General features: G+C 37.7%; 2 protein-coding genes. One reads left to right on the top strand and one right to left on the bottom strand.

The genetic code is table 11. The annotated features are described in order from the left end of the window. Nucleotides 1–244: 244 nt before the first annotated feature. Nucleotides 245–604: an NUDIX hydrolase gene (locus ACQKII_RS24590; protein WP_427463053.1), complete on the bottom strand. Its 360-nt coding sequence runs from the start codon at nucleotides 602–604 to the stop codon at nucleotides 245–247. Between the two features lie 527 nt (nucleotides 605–1,131). Here ACQKII_RS24590 and ACQKII_RS24585 point away from each other — a divergent pair. After that, nucleotides 1,132–2,556 carry a serine hydrolase domain-containing protein gene (locus ACQKII_RS24585; RefSeq protein WP_427463052.1) on the top strand — a complete coding sequence of 475 codons (1,425 nt, stop codon included), beginning with the start codon at nucleotides 1,132–1,134 and terminating at the stop codon, nucleotides 2,554–2,556. The last annotated feature ends 132 nt before the right edge of the window (nucleotides 2,557–2,688 follow it).

The raw sequence follows: 2,688 nt of genomic DNA, 5'->3' as shown, positions 1-2,688 counted from the left end.
AAATACGTGGTTTTATCATTCCTATCCTCGGTTATAAAGTTAGGATTTCCGAAGAAATCCCTTGTATTTTCACACATTAGTGCTTATAACAAAACATGTCGCGCTGCTCCGTTAGTTTAAGTACTTTTCTTCACAATCTCCACGTCCAATTTAATTCTTGTATTTTATTCAATTAAATGGCCCTTTAAAAGAAAAAGACGCACGCGTTCCTAAATAAACGCGCCCGATTGTTGAAGAACTTTATTCACCTAAATCCCTCGTTACTTGATAAGGTTTGAACTATTAAAGCAACTTCTCTCGGTTTAACATCAATAGACGATAACCTTTTTATATCTATCCACATAGGCAAATATTTTCCTCTATATCTCTCCTTGTTTGTGTATTCCTCACCTTGTCCAGTTCCGAATGTTCCATTAATGATTTCGGATAAGAAAAAGTATTGGGTTCCGTTATATTCAATTTTTGCTATACACTCATTGACCTTTACTTCTACTCCCAATTCTTCAAATGCTTCTCTTTTTGCTGCGTCTTCTGGCGTTTCCCCTTTTTCTATTCCACCACCAGGAAAAACATAATTGGATAGGCTATACTTATTCGGACAAATTTAATAGGGGGTAAGGGGCAATTACCAATCATTGCAACGAAGAAGAGCTTGATACGGAGAGGTGGGCATGATAGCCTCGTTTGGCGAAGCAAGCCCTATTTAGCTGGCTTTTTGGCGCAAAGAATCATGCCCATAGAGGCTCCTTGTCAAGCTACTTATACGCCCCTTATACTTGAAAAGAGCTATTTATTCCCCTTAAAAAAGCTGTCCAATTCTGTTGCCATTCCATAATAGACAATGCCATCTCTAATTCTACGAATTAATCCTACCTTATCATTTTCTACTATAACTACCGAACCTCTATTTCGCATTAATCGTAACCTCTCATTCATTCAAATCTTTTTAAAGTATTGCGCCCGATTGTTGAAGATCGTTTTTCTTATTGAACTAACGCATCTGATCGTTAAGTGTAACTCTTCACGATTACTTGATATTATATAGATGAATAGAAAGATAAATTATAATTTAGTTTAGTAAAAGTAGGTTATTTATATTATTCTCTTATAATTTTTCAAAAAGGAGAGTTTATGAAAAAGATTGTTTTTGTATTAACGATATTTATATTATTCTCAGGATTCACAACACAAAGTTATGCTCTGTCAGATTCGAAATCTGCGGCAATACAAGCGTTGCTAGATGATGCCTCTCGTATATCAGGTGTGCCGGGAATGTCAATCTCAATACTTGCTGATGATGAAGTGTTCTACTTTTCTTCAGGGTATGCTGACCGTGAAAAGGGGTTGTCTGCAAGTGAAAATACACTCTATGAGTTAGCCTCGGTCAGTAAAGCTTTTACCGGTATGGGTATTATGCTGTTGGAAGAGCAAGGGCTGCTCTCAATGACTGACCCTGTCCAAAAATATTTACCTTGGTTTACGTTAAAGTATCAAGGGAAACCTGTTGATATGCAAAGCCTTACACTAAATAACTTTCTTCATCATACCAGTGGTCTAACAAATATTAGGCATACTCAAAATATTCCACAAGGCAATACACCGAATATGTTGCAAAAGACTGTGGAAATGCTCGTAGATGCTGAATTGGAGTTCCCTCCCGGTGAACAGTATAACTATGGAACTGTTAATTATGACGTATTGGGTTTGGTTATTGAGATTGTGTCGCGACAAAGCTATGAAGACTTTATGAGGGAACAGGTATTTCAGCCGTTAGGTCTTCACCAGACGTATGTTTATAAAGAAGATGCTCAAGCCACTGGACAGTTGGCACAGGGCTACCGTTCTTCCTTTTTTATGACAACTCCATTTAAAGCTCCGGATTATGCTGGGAATAAACCCGCAGGCTACATCATTTCTAATACAAAAGATATGGCGCGTTGGATGGGCATACAGATGGGTATTGTGCAGGACATACCCGAAATATTCCACACGGTTATCGAAAAATCACATAGGGGTGATATGTCTGTTTCGGCTGTCAACGATATGTATTATGCGGCAGGTTGGTCGGTAAACGCCGACCAAACGATTATAGGACACACTGGGGGCAATCCAAATTTCAGAACCGAAGTAGCCATACTGCTAAATGAACGAACAGCCATCTGCTTGCTGAGCAACGGTGCAAATACCAATATAAACCTGGTACTAAAAGTTAAAGATATATTAGACGGCAATCTAACTCAGTCATATGAAATAAGCGGCACACAGCTTTTGGATATCATTTTGTCGTCTATCACTATTATTCTTTGCCTATTGGCCGTTCTGCTATTTCTCTTAGGATTACGCAGAAGGAAAACGAATGAGCAGCAGCCAATGACAAAAAAGAGAATAATCGTAACAGTTATTTTCCTGATCGCTACAATTGCCCTGGGTATACTGTGCTGTGCTTTCGATTGGTCAACGATACTTATTTGGCAAACATATAGTGTTCTTACAGCTTTGATTTCGTCAGCATTATTAACAGCAAGCATTACATGGTTTGTATACACTCACCGATAAAATACCTCGCTCCCAACATAAACATAATTTTAAGTAATTGAGTCAATTTCATAATACGTATTTTTAAAAAATCATAGACGTGCAGAATATTGAATGATTTCTTAAAAAAACGAATGAAATACCTTATGATGC

This window comes from Lysinibacillus sp. NPDC048646 (genome assembly GCF_050272295.1).
In the GTDB taxonomy this organism is placed as follows: domain Bacteria; phylum Bacillota; class Bacilli; order Bacillales_A; family Planococcaceae; genus Lysinibacillus.
Note: the sequence above shows the minus strand (reverse complement) of the source record. Positions and strands in the feature narration are given on the sequence as shown.